The sequence below is a fragment of the Jeotgalibacillus marinus genome (assembly GCF_040801915.1).
Taxonomy (GTDB): Bacteria; Bacillota; Bacilli; order Bacillales; family Jeotgalibacillaceae; genus Jeotgalibacillus; species Jeotgalibacillus marinus.
In genome coordinates this window covers 1-23,021 of record NZ_JBFMIA010000028.1, presented here as the reverse complement: position 1 = coordinate 23,021, position 23,021 = coordinate 1, and the positions used below count along the sequence as shown (strand labels likewise).

Annotated in this window: 27 protein-coding genes and 1 pseudogene; all 28 read left to right on the top strand. The window is 38.1% G+C overall.

The window, feature by feature from the left end:
* Positions 1-399 (top strand): NosD domain-containing protein (locus tag AB1471_RS15890; RefSeq protein WP_367780748.1); only part of this gene is annotated, 399 nt, incomplete at its 5' end.
* Positions 389-703: a NosD domain-containing protein gene (locus AB1471_RS15885; protein WP_367780747.1), complete on the top strand. Its 315-nt coding sequence runs from the start codon at positions 389-391 to the stop codon at positions 701-703. The genes AB1471_RS15890 and AB1471_RS15885, both read left to right, overlap by 11 nt.
* Before the next feature lie 394 nt (positions 704-1,097).
* Positions 1,098-1,865, top strand: coding sequence for a putative hydro-lyase (locus AB1471_RS15880; RefSeq protein ID WP_367780746.1), 768 nt, complete (start codon positions 1,098-1,100; stop codon positions 1,863-1,865).
* Positions 1,866-2,160: 295 nt separating this feature from the next.
* Positions 2,161-3,180 carry a right-handed parallel beta-helix repeat-containing protein gene (locus AB1471_RS15875; protein ID WP_367780745.1) on the top strand — a complete coding sequence of 340 codons (1,020 nt, stop codon included), beginning with the start codon at positions 2,161-2,163 and terminating at the stop codon, positions 3,178-3,180.
* Positions 3,181-3,331: 151 nt separating this feature from the next.
* Positions 3,332-3,586: a hypothetical protein gene (locus AB1471_RS15870; protein ID WP_367780744.1), complete on the top strand. Its 255-nt coding sequence runs from the start codon at positions 3,332-3,334 to the stop codon at positions 3,584-3,586.
* 37 nt (positions 3,587-3,623) lie between these two features.
* The gene (locus tag AB1471_RS15865) at positions 3,624-4,661 is read left to right on the top strand and encodes a right-handed parallel beta-helix repeat-containing protein (RefSeq protein WP_367780743.1); all 1,038 of its coding nucleotides are present in this window, start codon (positions 3,624-3,626) and stop codon (positions 4,659-4,661) included.
* A 242-nt stretch (positions 4,662-4,903) separates the two neighbouring features.
* Positions 4,904-5,158: a hypothetical protein gene (locus AB1471_RS15860; RefSeq protein ID WP_367780742.1), complete on the top strand. Its 255-nt coding sequence runs from the start codon at positions 4,904-4,906 to the stop codon at positions 5,156-5,158.
* Between the two features lie 36 nt (positions 5,159-5,194).
* Positions 5,195-6,235, top strand: a complete 1,041-nt coding sequence (locus AB1471_RS15855) for a right-handed parallel beta-helix repeat-containing protein (protein WP_367780741.1) — start codon at positions 5,195-5,197, stop codon at positions 6,233-6,235.
* A gap of 343 nt (positions 6,236-6,578) precedes the next feature.
* The gene (locus tag AB1471_RS15850) at positions 6,579-6,830 is read left to right on the top strand and encodes a hypothetical protein (RefSeq protein WP_367780740.1); all 252 of its coding nucleotides are present in this window, start codon (positions 6,579-6,581) and stop codon (positions 6,828-6,830) included.
* Positions 6,831-6,865: 35 nt separating this feature from the next.
* Positions 6,866-7,066: a hypothetical protein gene (locus tag AB1471_RS15845; RefSeq protein WP_367780739.1), complete on the top strand. Its 201-nt coding sequence runs from the start codon at positions 6,866-6,868 to the stop codon at positions 7,064-7,066.
* A gap of 24 nt (positions 7,067-7,090) precedes the next feature.
* A complete protein-coding gene (locus AB1471_RS15840; RefSeq protein WP_367780738.1) occupies positions 7,091-7,336 on the top strand; it encodes a hypothetical protein in 246 nt (81 codons plus the stop codon).
* Between the two features lie 36 nt (positions 7,337-7,372).
* The gene (locus tag AB1471_RS15835) at positions 7,373-8,404 is read left to right on the top strand and encodes a right-handed parallel beta-helix repeat-containing protein (RefSeq protein WP_367780737.1); all 1,032 of its coding nucleotides are present in this window, start codon (positions 7,373-7,375) and stop codon (positions 8,402-8,404) included.
* Positions 8,405-8,853: 449 nt separating this feature from the next.
* Positions 8,854-9,936 (top strand): right-handed parallel beta-helix repeat-containing protein, encoded by a 1,083-nt coding sequence (locus AB1471_RS15830; protein ID WP_367780736.1) that lies wholly within the window; start codon positions 8,854-8,856, stop codon positions 9,934-9,936.
* A gap of 213 nt (positions 9,937-10,149) precedes the next feature.
* Positions 10,150-11,790 carry a right-handed parallel beta-helix repeat-containing protein gene (locus AB1471_RS15825; RefSeq protein WP_367780735.1) on the top strand — a complete coding sequence of 547 codons (1,641 nt, stop codon included), beginning with the start codon at positions 10,150-10,152 and terminating at the stop codon, positions 11,788-11,790.
* 292 nt (positions 11,791-12,082) lie between these two features.
* A complete protein-coding gene (locus tag AB1471_RS15820) occupies positions 12,083-12,337 on the top strand; it encodes a hypothetical protein (protein ID WP_367780734.1) in 255 nt (84 codons plus the stop codon).
* Positions 12,338-12,367: 30 nt separating this feature from the next.
* Positions 12,368-13,282 carry a right-handed parallel beta-helix repeat-containing protein gene (locus tag AB1471_RS15815; RefSeq protein ID WP_367780733.1) on the top strand — a complete coding sequence of 305 codons (915 nt, stop codon included), beginning with the start codon at positions 12,368-12,370 and terminating at the stop codon, positions 13,280-13,282.
* Between the two features lie 341 nt (positions 13,283-13,623).
* The gene (locus tag AB1471_RS15810; protein WP_367780732.1) at positions 13,624-15,822 is read left to right on the top strand and encodes an ATP-dependent helicase; all 2,199 of its coding nucleotides are present in this window, start codon (positions 13,624-13,626) and stop codon (positions 15,820-15,822) included.
* A gap of 50 nt (positions 15,823-15,872) precedes the next feature.
* Positions 15,873-16,291: pseudogene (gene fosM / locus AB1471_RS15805) on the top strand (FosM family fosfomycin resistance protein).
* Positions 16,292-16,729: 438 nt separating this feature from the next.
* Positions 16,730-17,047, top strand: coding sequence for a hypothetical protein (locus AB1471_RS15800; protein WP_367780731.1), 318 nt, complete (start codon positions 16,730-16,732; stop codon positions 17,045-17,047).
* Between the two features lie 45 nt (positions 17,048-17,092).
* The gene (locus tag AB1471_RS15795; protein ID WP_367780730.1) at positions 17,093-17,476 is read left to right on the top strand and encodes a hypothetical protein; all 384 of its coding nucleotides are present in this window, start codon (positions 17,093-17,095) and stop codon (positions 17,474-17,476) included.
* Positions 17,477-17,674 carry a hypothetical protein gene (locus AB1471_RS15790; RefSeq protein WP_367780729.1) on the top strand — a complete coding sequence of 66 codons (198 nt, stop codon included), beginning with the start codon at positions 17,477-17,479 and terminating at the stop codon, positions 17,672-17,674.
* Between the two features lie 4 nt (positions 17,675-17,678).
* On the top strand, positions 17,679-18,104 hold the full coding sequence (locus AB1471_RS15785) for a hypothetical protein (RefSeq protein WP_367780728.1): 426 nt from the start codon (positions 17,679-17,681) through the stop codon (positions 18,102-18,104).
* A 13-nt stretch (positions 18,105-18,117) separates the two neighbouring features.
* Positions 18,118-18,519, top strand: coding sequence for a phage tail tube protein (locus tag AB1471_RS15780; protein ID WP_367780727.1), 402 nt, complete (start codon positions 18,118-18,120; stop codon positions 18,517-18,519).
* 73 nt (positions 18,520-18,592) lie between these two features.
* Positions 18,593-18,949, top strand: a complete 357-nt coding sequence (locus AB1471_RS15775; protein ID WP_367780726.1) for a hypothetical protein — start codon at positions 18,593-18,595, stop codon at positions 18,947-18,949.
* A gap of 11 nt (positions 18,950-18,960) precedes the next feature.
* Positions 18,961-19,248, top strand: a complete 288-nt coding sequence (locus tag AB1471_RS15770; RefSeq protein ID WP_367780749.1) for a phage tail assembly chaperone — start codon at positions 18,961-18,963, stop codon at positions 19,246-19,248.
* Between the two features lie 19 nt (positions 19,249-19,267).
* On the top strand, positions 19,268-21,337 hold the full coding sequence (locus AB1471_RS15765) for a phage tail tape measure protein (protein WP_367780725.1): 2,070 nt from the start codon (positions 19,268-19,270) through the stop codon (positions 21,335-21,337).
* Between the two features lies 1 nt (position 21,338).
* Entirely contained in the window at positions 21,339-22,058 is a 720-nt protein-coding gene (locus tag AB1471_RS15760) for a distal tail protein Dit (protein WP_367780724.1), read from the top strand.
* A 13-nt stretch (positions 22,059-22,071) separates the two neighbouring features.
* A partial coding sequence (locus AB1471_RS15755; RefSeq protein ID WP_367780723.1) for a phage tail spike protein occupies positions 22,072-23,021 on the top strand: 950 nt, incomplete at its 3' end.

Here is a 23,021-nt window from a genome sequence, read left to right as displayed (position 1 = left end):
CTGATTGGGATAGGGAAAACGAAACCTGTACTAGATGGAGATACTGTGGTGGGAGTTGATGGGATAACGATTGATACCACTTCTGGCGTGCGGGTGCAGAATTTTATTGTTCAAAACTTTGCGAGCGATGGTATTTTCTTAAACAATTCAAATAGCAACATGATTAAAGGGAATATCGTTAATGGAAATGGGGATGAGGGGATAGAATTAGAAAATTCAGATGGAAATCTAATTAAAGAGAATACCACTAATGGTAATGTTAATGAGGGTATAGACTTAGGCAATTCAAATAAAAACATAATTAAAGGGAATACCGTTAATGGAAATGGGGAGGAAGGTATAGAATTAGATGATTCAGATAGCAACCTCATTAAAAACAATACCACTAATGAATGTTAATGAGGGTATAAACTTAGACAATTCAAATAAAAACACGATTACAGGGAATACCGCTAATAATAATACTACTGATGGTATCCTTCTCACAAACAATTCATCTAGTAACAAGATTATAGGGAATACCATTAATGGTAATGGTGAAGATGGTATTTTCTTAAATGCTGTTTCTAACGAAAATGATGTGTTTGTTAATCGTGCGTTCGGTAATGGAGTTTTACCTTTTTTCGATATCGAAAATCTCGGTACCAACAATTTCAAAGGGAATAAATGTGATACTAGTAACCAACCTAATATTTGTAATTGATCAGACGGTAGCATCCTTCGGGGTGCTTTTTTTATCGGTTTTCTCCGATACTCCCACTTCAAGCGGAGTTAAGTGTTGAATCAAGAGGGAATCGAGTGCATCAATTTTGTCCATTCCTTATGTTCACTGCGTTCCGCTCCCATTGATACGAACGATATTCATCTCTCGACTGCCTTTTCCCAGCACAAAGGAAAAAAGATTCGATGAACCCAACCTTTTGGAAAGGGGTGACTCTATTTTTGTTCTTTTAAGGTAATGTTGTCAGAACTTATTGACAGAAAATTCAGCATTAAATATAATGTATTTGGAGTTTCTATTAATGACTCGTACATACCCCCCTGAAATCAACTTGCTTCCTATTATATAATGAACCCATAGTTTAGGAGTGGAATAAATGTCTAAGTTATTATCACCAAAAGAGATGCGGCTGCGTTTTCGCGAAAATAAGGATGTAATAAGTACCTCAGGCCTTTGTGATGGATATCTTCAGGCGAATATGATTATACTTCCAGCAGAATACGCATTTGAATTTCTTCTGTTTTGTCATAGAAATCCAATTCCTTGTCCGATTGTCGATGTGATCGAGCAGGGAGAAGGAAGTCCATCTATTGCGGATGCAGATATACGCACGGATATTCCAAAATATCGTATTTATAAGAATGGTGAGCTTGTTGATGAGGTCTTAGACATTAAGGCTTATTGGCGTGATGATTTTGTTACGTTTCTTCTCGGTTGCAGTTTTACTTTTGAGAAAGCATTAAATGAAGCTGGAATTAGCCTTTTACATCAAGAAATGAATAAAGTAGTTCCGATGTATCAGACGAATATCAAATGTAGAAATGCAGGACGGTTTCATGGCTCCATGGTTGTTAGTATGAGGGCGATCAAAAAGGACCTCGTTGAACAAGTCATTGCGATTACGGAAAAATTCCCACATGCTCATGGTGGACCAGTACATATTGGTGACCCTAGTAAAATTGGAATTAACGATCTATCGATGCCGGATTATGGTGAGTTTACACCCTTTTCAACAGAGGAAATGGTTCCGGTTTTTTGGGCTTGTGGTGTAACTCCTCAGTATGTTGGTTTGCAGGTAAAACCATCAATAATGATTACCCATGCACCAGGATATATGTTGATAACGGATCGTAAAGAGGATTAGTTCGGTAAAAGATGCACAGGTGGTATGGTGGACTAACTAAATTAGTGGGACAATATAAATCACTTTCGGAGGTGTTTTCTTACGGTTTTCGATAAACTGTTTTAAATTGATCAGAATTAGCATCCTTCGTGATGCTTTTTAGTTTGAGGGAAATTCCTGTTTGATCCTTTTTAGCGAGTCCTATCAAGATCATAATTAGATGTCTTCCCTCATATGGTACAAGTGAACTAGATTTCAAATGTTTGAAAGATCACTGTTGAACACCGTTCCTTCTCGATTATAGGGAGGTGAAGGATTGAAAAGTTCAAAAAACAAGGGTTTAGTGATGGCTATCCTTCTCACGTTTGTTGGGGTGATTTTCTTAGGTATCGTCATCGTGGGAGGGATCGTGTTCTTTAACGAAAAAACACTCATGGTGCCGTCGGATGAATTTCCTTCGATTTCAGCTGCAGTCACTGCTGCCGATCCAGGAGATATTATCTTAGTAAAAACAAAAGAAGATGGTACTCCTTATGAGGAAAACGTCATCATTGATAAAAAAAACATCAAGCTGATTGGGATAGGGAAAACGAAACCTGTACTAGATGGAGATACTGTGGTGGGAGCTGATGGTATAACGATTGATACCACTTCTGGCGTGCTGGTGCAGAATTTTATTGTTCAAAACTTTGCGAGCGATGGTATTTTCTTAATCAATTCAAATAGCAACATGATTAAAGAGAATACCGTTAATGAGAATGATGGTGAGGGTTTTTTATTAGACAATTCAGCTAGCAACATGATTAAAGGGAATACCATTAATGAGAATGGTCTTGATGGTATGGACTTAAACAATTCAGCTAGCAACATGATTAAAGGGAATATGGTTAATGACAATGGTTCTGATGGTATTTTCTTATCCACTTCAAATAGCAACATGATAAAAGGGAATAAAGTGATTGATAATACTTTTGATGGTATTGCATTAAGCAACTCATCTACCAACATGATTAAAGGGAATAACGTTATTTATAATGGTGATGATGGTATGGACTTAAATGATTCAAATATCAACCTAATCAAAGGAAATAAAGTGAATGATAATGGGGATAATGGTATAGATTTATTCCAATCGTCTAGTAACAAGATTAAAGGGAATACCGTTAATGATAATGGAGATAATGGTATTTTTTTGAATGTTAATGCTAACAACAATGATGTTTTCTTTAATCGTGCGTTCGATAACGAGACTTTCGATATCTTTGATGGCGATTCCAATAACAATTTCAAAGGGAATAAATGTGATTCTAGTAACCAACCTAATATTTGTAATTAAGTAGATGTAGCATCCTTCGGGGTGCTTTTTAGTTTTAGGGAAATTCCTGTTTGATCCTTTTTAGCGAGTCCTATCAAGATCATAATTAGGTGTCGTCAGTCATATGGTAAAAGGTGAATTAGACTGAAAATAAAAAATGGGGTGAAAGACTGTGACAATTGAAGAAGAAAAAGCTTGTTGTGCATGTAAAGGAGTAGGTACGGCGCTGTGTTGGGCTGCCTTATCGAACGCCATTATTATCGCTACAGCATTGATCGTATTAGGTTTCGGAGAAATATGGTTTGCTGTGGTTGTTATCCCTGCGATTATCGTTCTTATTATAGGGATTATTTTTGCAGTGATTACACACGTTCTTATTGCTAAGTTTGTCTTCAAATGTTTGAAAGATAAAAAGCATCACTGCTGAAAACACCGTGCTTTCTCGATTGTAGGGAGGTGAGGGATTGAAAACGTCCAAAGACAAATTTTCAGCGATAGCTCTACTACTCACGTTTGTTGGGGTATTCTTCTTAGGTGTCGTCATCGTAGCAGGGATCCTTTTCTTTAACGAAAAAACACTCTTAGTGCCTGATGAATTTCCTACGATTTCAGCTGCAGTCACTGCTGCCGATCCAGGAGATATCATCTTAGTAAAAACAAAAGAAGATGGGACTCCTTATGAGGAAAACGTTACTATTATTACAGAGGATATCAAGCTGATTGGGATAGGCAAAGAGAAGCCTGTACTAGATGGAGACACTGTGGTGGGAGGTGGTGGTATAACTCTTACTAACACTTCTGGTGTGCTAGTGAAGAATTTTATTATTCGAAATTTTGATGATGAGGGTATATTCTTAGACAGTTCAGACCGCATTATGATTAAAGGGAATAATATTAATGATAATGGGGATGAAGGTATTCAATTATCTAGTTCATCTAGCATCATGATTAAAGGGAATACCTTTAATGGGAATGGAGCTGAAGGTGTTTTTTTAAGCAGTTCAGATGGTAACATGATTAAAGGGAATACCTCTAATGGGAATGATAGTGATGGTGTTCTTTTAAGCGGTGGTTCAGGTGGTAACATGATTAAAGGGAATACCATTAATGATAATTTTGATGGTATTTTCTTAAGCAGTTCAGATGGTAACATGGTTAAAGGAAATACCATTAATAGGAATGATGATGGTATAGACTTAGCAAATTCAAATAACAACATGATTAAAGGGAATAACGTTAAGGGTAATGGGGGTGAAGGTATAAGTTTACGGTTATCTTCTAACAAAAACGTGATTAAAAGGAATACCGCTAATAATAATGATGATAATGGTATTTTCTTATCTGTTGATTCTAACGACAATGATGTTTTCGTTAATCGTGCATTCGGTAATGGTGATGGGGTTCTTTCTTTCGATATCAATGATCTAAATATCACACCTCCTCTCAACACTTTCAAAGGGAATAAATGTGGCACTAGTTTTCCAGCTGTTATTTGTAATTGATCACTCTTAGCACCCTTCGCGGGTGTTTTTTTTGTTTTAGGCGGATAGGATCGCCGCAGGTCGAACCGAACATTAGTAGATAAATATTTGGTGAAGGAAGGTGGAAACCTTGAAACGGCATATGCTCTGTAAGGAAAGTCCATCGAATCCTGATTCCTTCTAAAATCGTTATTGAAACCAGCTATTTTTTTCATCCTGGTGGCATAAGGTATAAATGACGGATAAAAAGGAGCTGAAAAGCCATGACCATTCAAGAAGAAAAGGATTGTTGTGCATGTAAAGGCGTAGGCACTGCCCTTTGTTGGTTGGCACTATCGAACGCCATTATTATCGCCACAGCATTGATCGTATTAGGATTTGGAGAAATATGGTTTGCCGTGGTTGTCATCCCCGCAATTATCGTTCTTATTATAGGGATTATTTTTGCAGTGATTACACATGTTCTTATTGCTAAGTTTGTCTTCAAATGTTTGAAAGATAAAAAGCATCACTGCTGAAAACACCGTGCTTTCTCGATTGTAGGAGGTGAGGGATTGAAAACGTCCAAAGACAAAGGTTCAGTACCGGCTCTACTTCTCACGTTTGTTGGGATACTCTTCATCGGTATCATCATCGTGGCAGGGATCCTTATCTTTAACGAAAAAACACTCGTAGTGCCGGATGAATTTCCTACAATTTCAGCTGCAGTCACTGATGCCAAGCCAGGAGATATTATCTTAGTAAAAACAAAAGAAGATGGTACTCCTTATGAGGAAAACGTCGTCATCGATGAAGATAATATCAAGCTGATTGGGATAGGGAAAGAGAAGCCTGTATTAGAAGGAGATTTTATACTAAGTACTGGTAGAGGTATAGATCTTACTGACAGGTCTGGCGTGTTGGTGCAGAATTTTATTATTCAAAAATTTAATGAGGAAGGTTTTTTCTTATCCAATTCAGACAACGTCATAATCAAAGAGAATATCGTTAAGGAGAATGGTGGTGGTGTTCTTGTTGGTGGTGGTATTGTATTAGGCAATTCAAATAAAAACATGATGAAAGGAAATACCGTTCAGGATAATGAGAATGATGGTATTTTCTTAAACGGTTCAGGTAGCAACATGATGAAAGGGAATATCGTTAATGGGAATGGGAATGGTGATGGGGAACATGGTATTGAATTAATCAGTTCAAATGACAACATTATGAAAGGAAATATTGTTAATGATAATAATAGTAATGGTATTGACTTATCCAATTCAGAAAGCAACATGATGAAAGGGAATACCGTTAATGGTAATTTTTTGAATGGTATTAACTTATCTAATTCAGCTAGTAACATGATGAAAGGGAATACCGTTAATAATAGTGAGGCCGATGGTATACAATTATTCCAATCGTCTAGGAACATAATTAAAGGAAATACCGTTAATGATAATGGTGTCGATGGCATTTCCTTAAATGCTGCTTCTAACGAAAATGATGTGTTCTTTAATCGTGCGTTCGGTAATGGTTTAGATATCAGAGATCTTGATGCCAACAATTTCAAAGGTAATAAATGTGATACTAGTAACCAACCTAATATTTGTAATTGATCAGACGTAGCATCCTTCGGGGTGCTTTTTCCTTTTTATTACCCTATCTTAGCTTGATAAAGATGCGGTAGGGTCCCTTTTTTTAGCTGATCCTATCAAGCATTTAATTTTGAAGAGGAATGATTAATTGAAAACAGAAGCGAATGGATGTTTGAATGGGAAATACATTCACGTATTAGAGAAACTGGGACAAAAATGACATAGATAGATGTGAGAACAAGAAGTTTTCGATATATTATCGTCTATCAATCTACATGGTCCCAAAGCAGAACATAATTAGGTGTCGTCCGTCATAAGGTAGTAAGGTGAGTCAGATTAAAAATACAAAATGAGGTGAAAAACGATGACAATTAAAGAAGAGAAAGATTGTTGCGCATGTAAAGGAGTGGGTACGGCGCTTTGTTGGGCTGCCTTATCGAATGCCATTATTATTGCAACAGCATTGCTCGTACTAGGTTTCGGAGAAATATGGGACCTCGTGGTTGTTATCCCAGCAATTATCGTCCTGATTATAGGGATTATTTTTGCAGTCATTACCCACTTTCTTATTTTTAAGTTTGTCTTCAAATGCTTGAAAGATGACAAGTGTCACTGAAACACCGTTCCTTCTCAATTGTAGGGTGGTGAAGAGTGGAAAACGTCAAAAAACAAGGGTTTGGTGGCGGCTATACTGCTTACTTTTTTGTTGGGGGGTTCTTCTTAGGTGTCCTCATCGTGTTTGGGGTCATACTCTTGAACGAAAAAACAATCGTCGTGCCTGATGATTTTGCCACGATCAACAGGCAGTCGATGAAGCCAATACAGGAGATATCATTGTTAGATGATCAGTAAAAATAAAAAAAGAGGTGGAAAACTGTGATCGATGAAAAAGATTGTTGTGCATGTAAAGGAGTTGGCACGGCTCTTTGTTGGGCTGCCTTATCGAACGCCATTATTATTGCAATAGCATTGTTGGTATTAGGTTTCGGAGAAATATGGGACCTCGTGGTTGTGATCCCAGCAATTATCGTCCTGATTATAGGGATTATTTTTGCAGTCATTACCCTCTTTCTTATTGCTAAGTTTGTCTTTAAATGCTTGAAAGATGAAAAGTGTCACTGAACACACCGTTCTTTCGCGATTGTAGGAGGTGAAGGATTGAAAACTTCTAAAAACAAGTGTTTAGTGCCGGCTATACTACTCACGTTTGTCGGGGTACTCTTGATCGGTGTCGTCATAGTGGCAGGGATCCTTTTCTTTAACGAAAAAGTACTCATGGTGCCGTCGGTTGAATTTCCTGAGATTCAAGATGCAGTTGATGCAGCGGTAGAAGGAGATATTATCTTAGTAAAACCAAAAGAAGATGGTACTCCTTATGAAGAAAACGTCGAGATTAATACGGATAATATTAAGTTGATTGGGGTTGGGAAAGAGAAACCTGTGATAGATGGAGAGACGCAGGGACCTGATGGTATAACCCTTATTGATATTTCCGGCGTGGTGGTGAAAAATTTTATTGTTCGAGACTTTTCTAATCTTGGGATTCTTTTAGAGAATTCCAATGGCAACATGTTTAAAGGAAATAACGTTAATAATAATGCTGCTGGTATTTTAGTAGAAGGTTCAAATGGCAACATGTTTAAAAAGAATACCGTTAATGATCATGATGTTGAGGGTATTTCCTTAGAAAATTCATCTGACAACATGTTTAAAGGAAATAACGTTAATGATAATCTTGATGGTATTTTATTAGAAAGTTCAAATGACAACATGTTTAAAAAGAATACCTCTTTTCATAATGCACAAGCGGGTATTTTCTTAAGCAATTCATCTGGCAACATGTTTAAAGGAAACACCTCTAATGATAATGATGAGGATGGTATTTCCTTAGCCGGTTCAGATGGCAACTTTTTTAAAGGAAATATCGCTAATGATAATGGTTTTGATAATGATTTTAATGGCTTTCACGTAGCAGATTCAGATGGCAACATGTTTACAGGAAATAACGCTAATAATAATGATTTTGATGGTATTCTCTTAGAGGATGATACTAACGACAATGATGTTTTCGGAAATCGTGCGTTCGGTAATGGTAATTTAGATATCGAAGATCTAAATGTCACATCTCCTCTCAACAATTTCAAAGGGAATAAATGTGGTCTAAGTGTTCCAGGTGAAATTTGTGATTAATTATTCTTAGCATCCTTCGGGGTGCTTTTTTAATTTGAGGAGAATTCCTATTAGATCACTTTTTACCGGGTCCTATCAAGAACATAATTAGATGTCGTCCCTCATAAGGTAAAAGGTGAACTAGATGTCAGTAAAAATAAAAAATGAGGTAGAAAACGATAACCGTTAAAGAAGAAAAAGCGTGTTGTGCATGTAAAGGAGTTGGCACGGCGCTTTGGTGGGCTGCCTTATCGAACGCCATTATTATTGCAACAGCATTGTTGGTATTAGGTTTCGGAGAAATATGGGACCTCGTGGTTGTTATCCCAGCAATTATCGTCCTGATTATAGGGATTATTTTTGCAGTCATTACCCTCTTTCTTATTGTTAAGTTTGTCTTCCACTGTTTGAAAGATAAAAAGCATCACTACTGAAACAACGTTTAGAAAACAGTGTATGGAGGTGAGGGATTGAAAACGTCCAAAGACAAATTTTCAGTAACAGTTCTACTTCTCACGTTTATTGGGGTACTCTTCATCGGTGTCGTCATCGTGGGAGGTATCTTGTTCTTTAACGAAAAAACAATCGTGGTTGATGGTGGTTCCATTCAAGATGCAGTCGATGACGCTGATCCTGGAGATATTATATTAGTAAAAGCCAGTGGTGGCCCTTATGAGGAAAATCTAGTCATTGCTAAAAATAATATCAAGCTAATAGGAATAGGGAAAGAGAAACCCGTACTAGATGGAACGAATGAACCGGGCAATGGTATAACTATTAATAATACTGGCGGGCTGGTGCAGAATTTTATTATTCAAAACTTTAGTTTTAATGGGATATTATTAAATTCAGATAACAACATAATTAAAGAAAATAACGTTAATGAGAATGTTTCTTCTGGTATTCGCTTAAACATTTCAGAGAGAAACATAATTAAAGGGAATAGCGTTATTGGGAATGATAATGGTATGTTCTTAAGCCTTTCAGAGAGCAACATGATTAAAGGAAATAACGTTAATGAGAATGATTCTTCTGGTATTCGCTTGAGCACTTCAAAGAGCAACATGATTAAAAGAAATAACGTTAATGAGAATACTGCTTCTGGTATGTTCATAAACAGTTCCGAGAGCAACATGATTAAAGGGAATAACGTTAATGAGAATGATAATAATGGTATTTTCATAAACCTTTCAGATACCAACATGATTAAAGGGAATACTTTTAATGAAAATGAGGATAATGGTATGTCCATAAACCTTTCAGATAGCAACATGATTAAAGGGAATACTTTTAATGAAAATGAGGATAATGGTATGTCCATAAACCTTTCAGATAGCAACATGATTAAAGGGAATACTTTTAATGAAAATGAGGATAATGGTATTTTATTAGATGCAGGTTCAAACGACAATGATGTGTTCTTTAATCGTGCGTTCGGTAATGGAGATGGGGTTCTTACTTTCGATATTAACGATCTAAATATCACACCTCCTCTAAACACTTTCAAAGGGAACAAATGTGATATGAGTGACCCTTCCGGTATATGTAATTGATCACTCGTGGCATTCTGTAGTGACCCCTGTCAAGTAGACAAATAAAAAAAGCATATTTAAAGCAGCCTGAGTTCTAGCTTGTAAAGGACTCAGGTTATTTTGGTTGGAAACCTTGATGTTGACAAAGCCGACCAAATGGTTGATGAGATCAGTTATTTTTTCATTTTGGTGTCATAAGGTATAAATGGAGAAAAAAAATAGGGGGTAAAAACAATGACGGTTTTTACAGTGCAGCCCGGTGAATCTATCCAAGACGCGATTAATGGCGCTAAAGCTTGTGACACGATTAGAATTGAAACTGGGACGTTTGCGGGGTTTAGGGTTGAAAATACAAATACTCAAACACCTATTCCGCGCTTAAGGATTATTGGTGCAGGAATGGGAAAGACGATTATTGACGGTAGTGTTTCGACAACGGCTGATGGGATAGAGATTCCGCCGGGGTCTGACCAAACGACCGTTGAATGCCTCACGGTACAGAAGTTTAGTGTAGAGGGCATAGATATTCGCTCTAACGCTAATATCATTCGTCAAGTTGAGGCTAAGGATAATGAGAATGATGGAATCGATATTAATGTTGGTGAACGCAATTTAGTGTTGAAGTGTTTTGCGAGCGGTAATAGCGAGGGGTTTGATACTAACAGTAATAACAACTATTTCATCGAATGTCAGGCTTTTGAAAACAGATCTGATGGTTTCTTTAGTGTATTTGCAGACCATACGTTATATTTTAAATGTCTGGCCCAGGGTAATGGAAGTGATGGGTTTGAAGTCGGAGATTTTAGCATGCTTCTGTGTAATCAAGCCATAAAGAATAGCTCTGGTATTGAACTTGAGGAGAATCGGGCGTTAGCATTTGAAAATGACGTTTGTGGAAACGCGGGAGAGGGTTTCAAAGTAGATGGCAACGATAACGTTATTTATGGGAATCACATTTGTGATAATGGTACAGGGATTGAAATAGAAGGCAATGACCCTAGAAACAATGTTGTCAACAATCACGTGAAAGGGAATCGAGGAGACGGGATACGGTTAGAGTCAGACGATCAGGGAACATCAGAAAACCTTATCGACAACAACATCGTTAAAGAAAACGAGAGGGATGGCATCTTATTACAAGCCCTCACAACGGACAACTGTGTCCGTTCCAACTGTGTGTTTGATAATGCGGGCACTAATATCCAAGCGGATGAACCTGCTGATGAAAACAATACCTTCGATGAAAACAATACCATCGATGACAGTACATGTGAAAAAGAGGTTAAAGTAAAGTTGATAAAAGTTCCAGTTGTAGTAGCAGAACCCAAAATGCAAATCGTTACAGAAGCAACGATTGAACTTGAGCCACCAGCAACTGAAATTAAGCGAGTAAGAAAAGATATATTCCTAACGCAATGTAAAGTTGTACCTGAATTTGACACGGAGAGCCAAGTAATGAAAGCAAAATTATTTGTAGAAGGATTTATTCGGAAAAATATTGAATATGCTACAAATAAAGGTGAGGGAGCTCTTCGTGATAAAATTGCTGATGTTGCATTTTCTGGTTTTGTAGGTCTAGGAGTGACTGATTTTTTCACTCCAATCATTCTAGAGAAATCTTCAGACTACGTTAGTCGATTTATTAATCCGAAAGACGGGATGTCTCCGCGCCAAGATAAATACTCTTTTGAAAATAGTGTTGTTTATAATGAGCAACCATTTTGCGAATTAGTCTCTGCAGATTGCTTCGAAGTTGATGTTTCCCCACGTCCTGTAGAGAAGGATGGAACGTTTGATCGACTACGCGAAAAAATCGTCGTTGACCTTACTCTAAAAGTATTACAATTACAAGAAGTTTCTCATCTCAAGTGTTAAAAACTGAACACCCTAATCCATAATAACCTCTCGGCATTCACCGGGAGGTTATAGCAACCTAAAGGACCGGACCGGGTGCCAATAACAATTTCAAAAGGAATAAATGTAGTCAAAGTTTTCCAGGTGAAATTTGTGATTAATTACTCGTAGCATCCTTCGGGGTGCTTTTTATTTTTGAGGAGCATTCCTGTCAGATCCTTTTTTTAGTGGATCCTATTAAGAACATAATTAGGTGTCATCCGTCATAAGGTAGTATGGTGAGTTAGATTAAAAATACAAAATGAGGTGAAAAATGATGACAATTAAAGATGAAAAAGCTTGTTGTGCATGTAAAGGAGTTGGCACCTCCCTTTGTTGGTTGGCACTATCGAACGCCATTATTATCGCCATCGCATTGCTCGTATTAGGTTTCGGGGAAATATGGTTTGCCGTGGTTGTCATCCCTGCGATTATCGTCCTTATTATCGGGATTATTTTCGCGATAATTACACTCACTCTTATTGCGAGGTTTGTACACAAGTGTTTGAAAGATGAAAAGTGTCATTAAAAACACCGTTCTTTCTAGGGAGGTGAAGGATTGAAAACGTCCAAAGATAAATTTTCAATAACAGCTCTACTTCTCACGTTTGTTGGAGTATTCTTCATCGGTATCGTCATCGTGGTAGGGATCGTTTTCTTTAACCAAAAAACGCTTATGGTACCGGATGAATTTCCTGAGATTCAAGATGCAGTTGATGCAGCGGTAGAAGGAGATATTATCTTAGTAAAACCAAAAGAAGATGGTACTCCTTATGAAGAAAACGTCGAGATTAATACGGATAATATTAAGTTGATTGGGGTTGGGAAAGAGAAGCCTGTACTAGATGGAGGAGGAGCAGGTTTAGGTATGGATCTTTCTGACAGGTCTGACGTGCTGGTAAAAAATTTTAGAATTCAAAACTTTGATGATGGTATGGAGTTAAAACAAGCAACTAGCAACAAGATTATAGGGAATACTGTTAATGGTAGTACTTTTGATGGTATTCACTTAGGAAATGCAGTTAAAAACCTGATTAAAGGAAATGTCGTTTTTGAGAATGGTAGTGATCTTCCTCCTCTTACTGGTATTGGTATTGCTTTAGTCGATTCAAATAGTAACCTTATCACAGGGAATATAGTTGAGAGGAATATGGAACATGGTATTCGCTTATTAGGGGAATTTCAGGATTCAACTAGCAACATGGTTAAAGGGAATACCGTTAAGGGAAATGGGGTGGATGGTATTACCCTAGAGGTTAGATCAGATGAAAACATGATTATAGGGAATACCGTTGAGGAAAATGTGGAGGATGGTATTTCCTTAAGCGCAGATTCTAACGAAAATAATGTTTTCGTTAATCGTGCTTTCGGTAACGGTGATGGTATTACTTTTTTCGACATCAACGATCAAGATGCCAACAATTTCAAAGGGAATAAATGTGATACTAGTAACCAACCTAATATTTGTAATTGATTAGGCGTAGCATCCTTCGGGGTGCTTTTTATCGTTTTGCCCAAAAGAATACGCCCAATTCAAGCGGAGCTAAGTGTTAAATCAAGAGGGATCGAGTGTTCCAATTATGTCCATTCCTTATACTCACTTCGTTCCGCTATCGTTGACACGAACGATATCCAGCTCCTAACTCCCTTTGCTCTAGCAACAAACAGGAAAAAGAATCGGTGGACGGCGTAGCAGCCAAACCACGCTCGCTTTATAGCATTCGAAAGACTCCAAATCTCGCCATTCACCCCAACCACCCCAACAAAATGATACAATCAAACGTATCAAATCTATCAAGGTCGGGAGTTCGTCGGATGATTGTAAAAGAGGATTTCTTTCTCCGTAAACATCAAGAGTTACAAGTTTCATTAAATGAGGTGCAGAAGCGTGCGGTGCTACAGACAGAGGGGGCATTGCTGTTGTTGGCGTCACCTGGATCAGGCAAAACGACGACGATTATTATGCGAATCGGGTATCTGATCGAGGAAAAAGGGGTGGATCCAAATCGCATAAAAGGCGTGACGTTTAGTAAAGCGTCTGCTATGGATATGAAGGAACGGTTTGTCCGCTTTTTCCCCGAGCTGCCTTCTGTTGATTTTTCGACGATTCATAGTCTAGCTTTTGCTGTTGTGCGTGAGCATTTTTATCAGCAAGGGATGGAGTATCAATTAATTGAAGGCGAAGTTGATTTTAAAGAGGAGTCAGCTCCATCATTTGATCCGTCATTTGCAAATAAGAAACTCATGCTTCGGAAGCTTTTTCAACAGCATAATGGGGAGAACATAACGGATGATCAGCTTGAAGAGCTATCAAGTTACATAAGTTTTATTAAAAACAAACTCATCCCGAGAAAAAAGTGGTCAACGGTGCCTTGTCAAGTTCCGCATGCGGAGGCTATTTTTCAGGAATATGAGGCGCTAAAACGAACAAATCCACAACGTCTTTTGCTTGATTACGATGACATGCTGACGATGGCAAACGATGCGTTTAGTGAAAATCGAACCCTACTTCGAAAATACCAACAAAAATATGATTACGTATTAACAGATGAAAGCCAAGATACATCCCTTGTCCAACACGCGATTATCGAGAAATTGGTACAACAGCATGGGAACCTTTGCGTGGTGGCGGATGATGATCAGTCAATCTACACGTGGCGAGCGGCTGAACCGCAGTATTTGCTTGACTTTAAAAAGATTTATCCAAAAGCTCGCATCTTGATGATGGAACAAAATTATCGTTCATCAAAAGCCATTGTAGATGTAGCGAACCGATTCATCAAACGGAATAAAAATCGTTACGATAAAAATATGTTTACTGAAAATGAAGAGGGCGAAAAAGTTAGGATCAAAGTATTTCCTGATTATGAGGATCAGTCCAGATACTTGGCCCAAGAGCTTGCCAAGTTTGTAAATTATAAAGAAGCAGCCGTTTTGTATCGCACAAATAGTTCCTCCATTTTATTGATCAATGAATTAGAACGCGCGGGCATTCCTTTTTATATGAAGGATTCGGATAATCGTTTTTTCTCGCACTGGATTGTGGAGGATGTACTGAACTTTATGCGTTTGACCTTTAATGATGCTCGTGTTGATATATTCGAACGAATTTATATGAAATGCAGTGGCTACATTACGAAGCAACAGATGATTGAGTTGAAAAATGTTGCAGGTGACGAGTCGATTTTTGATAAGCTTTTGAACCGTGTCTCTTTAAAAGAGTACCAATCAAAGCAGGTGAAACAATTAAAACAAACGTTTGATCAAATGAAAGAAACCGAGCCATATCGTGTGATCCGCTTGATCCGAGAACGTGCGGGATATGATAAAGCGATTGATAAGATGAGTCAGCGCTTAGGTTTTTCCATGGAGCATTTAAAGGACATTTTGATGACGCTTGAGGAAATTGCGCGCAAAGAAAAGACGATGACAGCCTTTGCTACTCGTCTCAAACATTTAGCGTCCATGTTAAAAACATCAAAGTTTAATAAGGATCATCAGGCTGTTACCCTATCAACCTTGCACAGCTCCAAAGGTCTAGAGTTTAAAAAGGTGTATATGATGGATTTAATTGCCGACGTGATTCCTTCTAAAAGTGATCAAAAGGAAAGTGATGAGGGCAACAAGGAGCCAATGGAGGAAGCAGCGCGTTTATTTTATGTGGGAATGACGCGGGCGGAACAGCATTTAGAACTGTTGTCCTACCGTAAACGAAGCGACAAGGCCACAAAGCCCTCTCCATTTCTCGTTAATGTGAATCACATGATTAACCCACCAGAGGAAGCGAATGAACAAAAACAATCGATGGGTTCAGCTGAAGTTCTTCATAATCCTCATGCATTGTCAAAAGTCTCGGAGCTAGAAGTAGGACGAGCGGTTAAGCACCGTGTATTTGGGCAAGGCGAAATCCGAGGATTTGTAGATGAAGGCATTGAAATTCGTTTTACAACTGGGGTGAAAAAGTTATCGATTGAAATGTGCTTGACGATGGGGTTATTGGAGCCGGCGGAGTGATGAAAAAAGTAGTGCATTGACTAGATTCATAAAGAACGAGGTGGTTGATTGTGGATATTAAAGGTTTAAACCATTTTCTGTTTTCCGTATCAGACCTAGAACAATCGATTGAGTTTTATCAAAATGTATTTGATGCAAAGCTGTTAGTTAAGGGGAGAAGCACTGCTTACTTCGACCTAAATGGAATGTGGCTGGCGCTTAACGTAGAAAAAGAGATTCCTAGAAACGAAATAAAGGATTCTTATACGCATGTGCCTTCTCAATCGACGAGCAAGACTTTGATAAGATGTACGAGAAATTAGAGGAACTAAATGTAAACATCCTTTCAGGTCGTGAAAGAGATGAGAGAGATAAAAAGTCTATTTACTTCACTGACCTAGATGGTCATAAGTTTGAATTCCATACAGGTACCCTGCAAGACAGGCTGGATTATTATAAGGAAGAGAAAAATCATATGGAGTTTAAGTGAGGAGGAGCATAATTCACATCATGAAAACAAAACTTGGAAAAAAGAACACCACTCAAATTTGAACTGTCCTAGCTAAAGAAAGCATTGAAGGGCATTGATCTGAACCGATCCAATGTTACCCTCATACTAGCAGACTAACTAAAACAGTAGATTACGCTTCGTCCTTTGGGATGAGGTGTTTTTTTATATGAAATAAGCCCATCAAATACAGTGTTTCAAATGTGGTCGTACTCAGTTAATTAAATACAAATTAAAAAAATTAGCCCACTTGTCTTACTTTCGCTTGTTGTAGAGGACCTTATATATGAACAAGTGTTGAGTATCATTTAAACTTGCTTCAATAAAATTCACGTTGTTTGAAAAAGACGACAAGAAGGGTGGGAAGAGTGATGGCTGTTCAAGGAAGTAGGCAACGTAGACTTAAAAAGGGGGCTCCCGATGTTAACACGTTTACAACAAAAATTTAAGGATGTACCAAATGTGTTTGAAGAAGATTGCGAAATGTGGTTAGAGGATGCGCTTGCTATACATGGTGCCGAGGTGGAGGTTGAGATCGAGGAAAAAGAGAGACCTTTAATATTGATGTTAGCGCAGAGTTTAGGCTCACGAGATATCTCATTAAGAGTGTCGCACTATTTTAAGTACGAAGACGGTGAGGAAAGCGTAGATAAAACGTTGATAGCCGAACAGTACCGAGCCATTGCAAACGAGTTTTACGATTCCTATATGAGAATAAAGGAACATGTAGCAGGATGATGTCTCTTTTCCTAAAAGAGTTAGAAGAAGAAAGGCTTGATACACATGATTAGCAAAACTGACTTGGAATTTATTAGTAGCAATCGTGAGGAGCTTATGCAATCTCGTTCAACAACAATCACACTATTAAAGGAAAAAGTGATAGGCGAAGATGAATACACTAAAGAGCCTATTACCGAAGTTGTGCCCGAAGAAGTAAACGCTATTGTTAACGGGTTTACCGGAACTGTAGGAGGGGAACGTTTGCTTGTTGGAGGGTTAGCGATACAAGAAGGCGACATTAACATCGTATTTAATGCGGATGTTGATTTGACTAATGTGAAAACAGTAGAGCATAAGGGCATTCTTTATCGTCTTTTTAGTGTGTTACCAAAAGGGTTAGGTGAGGTTAACCGTTATGATTGCATAGCTAGAAGGGTGGCAGTGTAAATGGGATTACAAATACAAGTAGAAGGCGTTGCTGACGTAACTTCACATTTAAACAAGTTATCTAGTACGATTTCGCCTGTAGTAAACAAGGCGATCGCATCACGTACATCAGAGCTCAAAAATGACAATGTAGAAAAACAGGAATCATTACTTGTGTCTCATGTTCAAGATACTGTTGAACGCTTGGTAAGGAAGTGAGGAATTGGCTATGTCCCTACAAGATGTTCAGTTAAGCATGATTCATTTTATTGGTGATAATATCGCGGATCTTAAAGGTAACGTAGTTTGGGTGTACAAAGGCGTTAGCTTACCGAAAAATACACCATTTTGTACAGTTGAAAACGTTGAACACACGGTACGGAGAATGGACAAACTGAACGAGTATGAAGAAAACATATTTTCGTTTCAGATTGGTATATACGCAGATACACATATTCGTTTACTTGAGTTACTAGAAGAAGTTAAAACAAATTTACAACAAAAGAAAGTACCTATGCATGGTAATTCTAGCGTTTATTTTCAAGTTGATGTGACAAACAAAACAAGTGATATCGACGATGAGAATGACGCTATTCAAAGTCACCGTATGTATTTAGATGCTATGGTGTCTATTTTTAATAAAATTTAAGGAGATGGTTTAGATGGCAGTAAAAGGCGTAGATATTCTAATTATGGTGAAAAATTCTGAAGAGGAAGGTGAGTTCATCTGTGTAGGTGGGCAGCGTAACGCTACCTTCAGTGAAACGAATGAACCGATTGAAACAACTCATAAAATGAGTGGTGGATTTAAAGAGTTTGAGTACGGTTTTGGTGAATGGACTGTAAGTGGTGATGGTGTATATATTAAAAATGATGAGGGATATACAACTCTAGTAAACGCAATGCGTAATAAAGAGAAAGTTAAGTTGCGTGTTCAAGAAGAAGGTACATCAGTTCTAGAAGGGTTAGCGCTACTAACAAGCCGAGACCTAGAAAGTGGATTTGAGGGAGAAGCAACTTATGCCATCGAATTTCAAGGATCAGGTGCATTAGAAGAAGTATGAACTACAGTTGAATGAAGCATTGAGGCGGTTTAAAAAAACCGCCTTTTTTATTTATAAAAAGGGGGACAATGGAATGCATTTAACATTGAATGGAAATCAGTATGAACTTAAATTTACGTATTTATCACTGTTGGCGATTGAACAACACTATAAACAAGGTGTGTTTAAAGTGTTTCAAGATAAAGACATGAATAACTTGGAAACGTTGACGGTCTTTATTTGGGCGTGCTTGAGACGAGAGAAAAAGTTCAGAAAAAAGAGCGTTGAAGATGTAGCCATGATGGTTGATAGCGCGATTGAAAATGAAGAAATTTCTTTAAATGATTTAGCGGAAGCCATACAAGAAGGATTCCAAAATTCAACCATTATAAAAAACGCAAATGATGTGAACGATGTCGATCAAGACATAGATGATGATAAAAAAAAGTAAATTCAGGTGGTATTGATTGGGATGAGGTCGAAACAACAGCTTATGGGTTCCTAGAATTAATACCAGACGAATTTTTTAAGCTAACCCCACGAGAATACCACTTGATGTATGAAGGATTTAAACATAGAGAGCGCAGAAAAGCCCATTATATACAGTACTTGATTGCCCCACATGTTAAAAGAGTGCCTAAACTGGCGGACATTCTTAGTTTTGGGGATGAAAAGAAAGTGCGTAAGCGCGTTACGATAGCTGAACGTGACGAGGTAATGAAAGAGTTAGAAAACAAATTATTAATGTAGAGAGAGGGGAGGTGGGACAATGGCTAATCAATCTATTAGCATTAAAGTAACAGCAGACACTAAAGATGTTGAAAAGGGAATGAAACAGGCGACATCGGCAGTAGCAAAAGCAGCTAATAAAATTACTGCAATTAGTGATGTGTTTAAAAATATAGGAAAGAGCATAGACACCAACGTTACCAACCCACTGAAAGAGTTAGGTGGCAATGTTGAGCAAGTTGCAAAAATTTTTGATGAGAGCATGAGTAGAGTAGAAACTGCTTTGAGTGACAAACTAGTCAACTCTAGTAACGAAGCCAAGGATAGCATGCAGTCTTTACGTGATGAAGCTTTGCTTTTAGGTAGTACAACGGTGTTTAGTATGACTGAAGCTGCTGCAGCGATGGAAAAATTAGCACAGGCTGGTTGGGAGACTCACGAGGTTTTAGCTGGAATTGGATCAATTGTAGATTTAGCTAGTCAGAGCGCAATGGATCTAGCTACGACAATTGATCTCGTTACCCAGACGCTAGATATGTTTAATTTAACGGCTGAACAAGCAAGTCAAGTAACAGACATGCTTGCCTTTGCACAAAATAACGCTGGCATTAATGTGCTGGAGCTTTGTGAAGCTTTGAGGTGTGTGAGCGAGTCGTCTTCGATTGCCGGACTATCCTTAGCTGAGACAACCGCTATTTTGGGTCTATTCATTACTTCAGGCCTAGAAGGCACGGTCGCGGGTACAACGTTTACGGCCATGTTACAAGGCTTAACCAATAGTGCAACTGAAGCAGCGCTTGCTATTGGGGATATAAATATTGCTTTGGTTAATGCTGAAGGTATTATGCTTAACATGATGGAAATATTGACACTGTTAGAGGAAGCTACTTATGGTATGACAAATGCTCAACGTGAATTAGCGTTAGGGCTTATTTTTAGTACCGAAGCAATGGTAGGTGTTAACACTGTACTTATGCAAGGTACAGAGACATTAATTAATTTTGCGGATATGCTTAACATGACTACGGAAGCTACAGTAGGTGTTAACACTGTACTTATGGAAAGCACGGAGACATTAAGTAGTTTTGCTGGTGGACTTACCCTTACTACGGGAGCTGTTATAGGTGCTAACGCTGTACTTATGCAGGGCACGGAGATATTACGTGAGTTTGCGGAGGGTATGGAAAATGTTAAAGGTACTACCGATGAAGCGTCTGACACCATGGACAATGGTCTAGTCCCTAGTATATTTAATTCAGCAGATGAAATTAAAAACATGATGGATACGGTTCTAGGGCTAGATGATCACCTTAAAACGCTTATAGATTCTAAAGGAAATCTTAAGGTTTTATTACCAGGTTTAACCGCTGCTGTAACGGCACTAGGGGTAGCTTTTAAGTTTTTAACAACAAATCCTATAGGGATTGCCATAACCGTAATCGCATCGCTAATCGCTATCGGGATACTCCTTTGGCAGAACTGGGACACGATTAAGGAAAAGGCTCTAGCAATATGGAGTAGTATCACAGACAAGATCAGTCAGGCAAAGGATAAAGTAAAAGAAATTATAGATAAGATCGTGAGTACTCTTAAAGATAAGTTCAATGATGCAAAGGATAAAGTAAAAGAAATTGTAGGTAACATCGTAGAGTCTATCACAGGCAAGTTCGGTGAAGCAAAGGATAAAGTAAAAGAAATTGTAGATAATATCATCGGTTTCTTTACAGGAATGAAACTAGATATACCTAAACCTAAGTTGCCTTCTTTACCTAAATTTGAAATTACTGGTAAGTTTAGCCTGACACCGCCTAGTATTCCTAAAGTGTCAGTAGGTTGGCATAAAGACGGTGGTGTTTTCAATGGAGCAAGTATTATTGGTGTCGGTGAAGCGGGTGCTGAAGCGGTTGTTCCTTTAAGTGGTCACCGAATGAATCCTTTTGCACAGGCGATTGCGAATGAGATGCCTGGAAATGGTTCTAGTGGCGGTGGTGGTGTGTATGAATTTAACCTTTCCATCCCATTAGATGGTAGAGAACTTGCAAGAAGGACGGTTCGTTACACATCTGAAGAACTCGAGCGTTTAAGAATTCGAACGAAGGGGTCTTTTTAAAATGATAACATTCAATGGATATGATTTAACTGACTTAATACAAGTAACTGACATCAATGGAAGAGGTCCTTTATCTCAAACAATCATCAGTCAGTCTATACCAGGAAAAGATGGATCGTTCTTTCAAAGAAGACAGTTAACAGAAAGAACGTTATCCGTTTCTTTCGTTGTAATCGCTGATTTTCTGGAGGATTTAAGGGATAAAGTTGATACTTTAAATTCAATTTTAATTACTGATAAAGAAGTTCCCATCATATTTTCAGACGAACCTGATAAGACGTATTATGGAATTTTAGAAGGAGATTCTGACATAGATGAGACTGTTTTCATAGGACAAGGAACAGTCTCATTTTTATGTTCCGACCCTTTTAAGTATGGACAAGAAACTTCTATTGAATTAGAAGAAGAAACGGTAGTAAATGTTCAAGGAACTTACGGAACATATCCGAAATTAGAAGTAAGATTTGAAACTCAATCAGATGAATTTGTCATTACCCGATCTGATACAGGACAATTTGTCAGAATTATTCGAGATTTTTCTCCAAATGACTTTTTAGAAGTTGATTTTGCTACAGGGAAAATAATCATAAATGAGAATGTATCTATGGCTACATTAGATTGGTCAAATAGTGACTTTTTTATGTTAAGTCCAGGGTCCCAAGAAATAACGATTAGTCCATCAACGAATTCTAAACTAATTTGGACACCTAGATGGTTATAAAGGAGGTGGTTTTTTGTTATATCTATTTAATCAAAATGAAGAACTACAAACCATCTTAAAAGAGTATAAAGAAGCGTCCCACACCGAACAACTAAATAAAGATAACTTCTTTGAGTTTTGGGTACCAGCTAATCATCCGGATAGTCAATTCATCAAAGAAGAGAACTTTGTTGCTTTTAAGGACGAAGATGGCGAACTTCGATTGTTTGTCATTAAAGAATTAGAGGAAGTCCATGATGATGTGTTGTATAAGGAAGTCTTTTGTAAGGCGGCATGGATGGATGAATTAGAAGACGAGGTGCTTGAAGAGAGTAACGCTCAAGATCAAACGATGGAGGATGCCCTTTCTGAAGCGTTACAGTCTACTAGATGGCAAGTAGGTGAAGTGGCTGAACTAGGATTAAATGATGCTGATTTCTATTTTGAATCGGTTCTTTCTGCGATCAATAAAATTCTGAGTACATGGGGCGGTGAGGTTAAAGACCGTATTGTTATCTCAGATAATCAAATAACAGATAGATATATAGATATCTTGCCAAGACGTGGAGCAGATACAGGAAAGACACTCAGCATTTCCAAAGACCTTCAAAGCATTCACAGGACCGTTGTCTCTTATCCTAAAACCGCCTTATATGGGCGAGGAAAAGGGGAAGAAGGAGATGGGAGCGACAAACGCCTCACTTTTGAAGAGGTGGAGTGGTCTACTGAAAAAGGGGATCCAGTAGACAAACCCCTCGGACAAAAATGGGTAGGAGATCCAGAGGCTTTAAAAAAGTATGGACGAGAAAATTTCACTCGCCATCGTTTTGACTTTTTTGATTCGTCCGATGAAGAAGACCCAAAACAGTTACTCACGAACACTTGGAATGCCTTACAAGAAAAAAACCAGATCTTAGTGTCCTACGATCTATCGGCGATCTCGCTAGAAAAAATAGCGGGACTTGAACACGAAAAAGTACGACT